We start from the raw sequence: 3253 nt of genomic DNA on the forward strand, positions 1-3253 counted from the left end.
GTCAAATTCTAGCTTGATGTAAAATTTACTCACCTTATACATCAAAACCACGCTTGCGATGTGAAAAAAGATCATCACGCCCCGCACAGCAAGGTCATTTTGACCAAAAAAATGGGTGCTTAGTTTTAAGATGTAGCTTAGAAGGCTGTGCTTTTGAAAGAAAATTTCAGCCTCGTTGTAGCTTATGCTAAGAGAATTTGCCGCATAAAGTAGAAAAACAAAATCAATCAAACATATCAAAAATACGCTAAAAGCTATGTGTCTGCCGACAAATTCTCTAACTCTTTCTAACAAATTTCACCCTTAAATGTGTATATCCCAGAAAAACTCAACCCAGTCATGAGCCTCTTTTACTTTAAATTCAGGTAAAAGCAGCGCCTTTTCTTTATAAAAGACGGTCGCTATTTTTATCTCTAAATTTGGATAGCGTTTAAGCAGCTCTCTTTTTATCTCGACCATGCTCTCGCCGCTATCGATAATGTCATCAACAAGCAAAATTTTCTTATACGCACTAAGATCTGGCACGTTAAAGATGTTGATCGTATCGAGCTTGTTTGTATCTTCGTAGTGGATAGAATTTAGTGTAAACAAATTTCTATTTTCAAGCGCAACAGCCAGCGAGTGACCAAGTGTGAGACCGCCTCTTGCGACGGCTAGTATCACCTCTGGATCAAACTCATCTTTTATATCCTTTGCCATCTTTTTGACATCAACAGCAAATTCGTCATAGCTATAAAATATCATCTTTTTTCCTTAATCAATGCACTAAAAATATAATAAAACTAATAAGCGCAAGCACGATCACGCCTAAATTTACATCAGCAAATTCTCTTTTTATGAGCTTGACGACCAAGTACGACATAAAGCCAAAAGCAAGGCCGTTTGTGATCGAGTATGTAAGCGGTATCAAGACAACTATGAAAAATGTCGCAACAGCGATCGCTTGATCTTTGAAATTTATACTAGCAAGCTCAGCAAACATAAGCACGCCGACCATTACGAGGATCGGATAGATGGCATTGCCAGGGATCGCTTTAAAAAGTGGCAACATAAATAATGTAAGTATAAATAAAAGTCCGCAAAATACAGCTGTTAGACCAGTCCTACCGCCCTCTTCTACGCCGCTTGCGCTCTCTACAAATGATGTGGTCGTACTTACACCTACAAGCGAGCCAGCTGCAGTAGCAACGGCATCAGCTTCAAGAGTTTTTTCAAGTTTTACGACGCCATCTTTTTTGTTTTCGTCAAATATCCCAGCCCTTGTGCCAACGCCAGCTAGCGTGCCTATCGAGTCAAAAAGATCCGTCACGAAAAAGGTGATGACAACTGGGAGCAAGGCAAGACTAAGTGCTCCTTTGATGTCAAGCTCTAAAAATATCGGAGATATAGAAGCTGGGGTCGAGAAAATTTCAGTTGGATGAGGGGCTATGCCAAGTATCCATGCGATCACAGATGTGGCAAGGACTGCTAGGATAAACGCACCTTTTACATTCCACGCCCAGAAGCAAATGACCAAAAATAGGCCCAAAACGCCAAGCAGGACGTTTGGATCTTTGAAATTTCCGATACCAACTAAAACTGCGTCGTTATTTACGATAAAGCCCATTTGCTGAAACGCAACAAAGCTGATAAATGTACCAATGCCCGCACTTATCGCCCTTCGTAGATCAAGTGGGATCGACCTGATGATCCACATCCTAAAATTTGTAAACGAAAGCACTAAAAATATCAAACCGCTCAAGAAAACGACGCCAAGACCAGTCTGCCAAGGCACTTTCATACCGATGCAAAGACCAAATGTAAAATAAGCATTAAGCCCCATGCCAACGCTCATCGCAACTGGCGTGTTCGCCCAAAGACCATTTAATACAGTAGAAAATATGGTAATTAGCGCAGTTGCCGTGATTAATGCCTCATAAGGCATGCCAGTTTTGCTCATAATGATCGCATTTACCGGCACGATATACATCATCGCCAAAAATGTCGTAAGTCCCGCTCCAAATTCCTGCTTCACACTCGTTTTGTTTTGTGCTAAGTCAAAAAATTTCACCCCAAGCTCCTTTAGTAAATTTTAAGTTCGTTATATAAGCTATCACGCTCAACTGGCGTAAAACCAGATGTTTTTATGAGATCGCAAAATGTCTTTAGTGTGACGCCATTTGCGCTATTTGCGCCGGCTGCACTTTGGATACTCTCTTTTTCTATAGTGCCATCAAGATCATCAGCGCCAAATTCCTGAGCGATCATGGCTAAATTTAGCGTCGAAGTAGCCCAGTATGCCTTTATATGTGGGACGTTATCAAGCACCAAGCGAGATATCGCCATAGTCTTTAAAATTTCTGCCGATCCTAGAAATTTGACATCTTTTAAGTAGTTATTTTCTCTTTGATAAACTAGCGGGATAAATGCGTTAAATCCGCCCGTTTCGTCCTGTAAGTCTCTGATCCTTAGCATATGATCGATCCTATTTTCACGGCTTTCTATGTGGCCAAAGAGCATTGTAGCGTTACTTTGCCTGCCTTTATCGTGCCACATTTTGTGGATCTTTAGCCAGTTTTCGCTACTTACCTTGCCTTTACAAATTTTAGCCCTGACCTCTTCGTCAAAAATTTCAGCCCCACCCCCTGGCATGCTATCGACGCCGTATTCAAGCATCTTTTCTATCACCTCATCGTAGCTTAAGCCGTAATGCCTTGATAAAAAATCAATCTCAGCCGCCGTCATCGCCTTTACATGAAGCTCTGGATGAGCTGCCTTTATCTTTTTAAAAATTTCTAAGTACCACTGCCAGCCGCTAGTTGCGTTGTGGGCGGAGACGATGTGTATCTCTTTTACGCCGTGGCTCACGCTCTCATCAACGATCTTTAAAATTTCTTCGTGGCTCATTAGGTATGGATTTGGATTTTTTCTGTGGGCTGAAAATGCGCAAAATTTACAGATATCAGCACAGATATTTGTTGGATTGATATGGCGATTTACGTTAAAAAAAACCTTGTTGCCGTGCAGTTTTCTGCGCTTTTTATCGGCAAATTTAGCCAAGGTAAAAAGATCAAGCTCATAAAGCGAAAAAGCCTCTTGCTTGCTTAATCTCTCGCCACTTTCTAGTTTTTGTAATAGATTCATTATTTATATCGTCCTAAAGCTGAACTTAAGGCTTTATTATAAGCAAATAAAGCTTTGTTTTTGCAAAAATTAAGTACCATTTGCCAAGATATTTTTTTAAAAATGGAACACCAATGCCAGTTGATAAAAG

3 protein-coding genes and 1 pseudogene are annotated in these 3253 nt (G+C 40.5%); all 4 read right to left on the reverse strand.

Annotated elements, in window-relative coordinates; genetic code table 11:
• Window positions 1-294: pseudogene (locus tag Q0296_RS01170) on the reverse strand (hypothetical protein); the annotation flags it as partial.
• Between the two features lie 9 nt (window positions 295-303).
• On the reverse strand, window positions 304-744 hold the full coding sequence (locus Q0296_RS01175) for a phosphoribosyltransferase (protein ID WP_298035750.1): 441 nt from the start codon (window positions 742-744) through the stop codon (window positions 304-306).
• A gap of 13 nt (window positions 745-757) precedes the next feature.
• Window positions 758-2050 (reverse strand): NCS2 family permease, encoded by a 1293-nt coding sequence (locus Q0296_RS01180; RefSeq protein WP_298035751.1) that lies wholly within the window; start codon window positions 2048-2050, stop codon window positions 758-760.
• An 11-nt stretch (window positions 2051-2061) separates the two neighbouring features.
• Window positions 2062-3126 (reverse strand): aminofutalosine synthase MqnE, encoded by a 1065-nt coding sequence (gene mqnE, locus Q0296_RS01185; protein ID WP_103569336.1) that lies wholly within the window; start codon window positions 3124-3126, stop codon window positions 2062-2064.
• Window positions 3127-3253 lie beyond the last annotated feature (127 nt).

This window comes from uncultured Campylobacter sp., assembly GCF_937890585.1.
Lineage (GTDB): Bacteria > Campylobacterota > Campylobacteria > Campylobacterales > Campylobacteraceae > Campylobacter_A.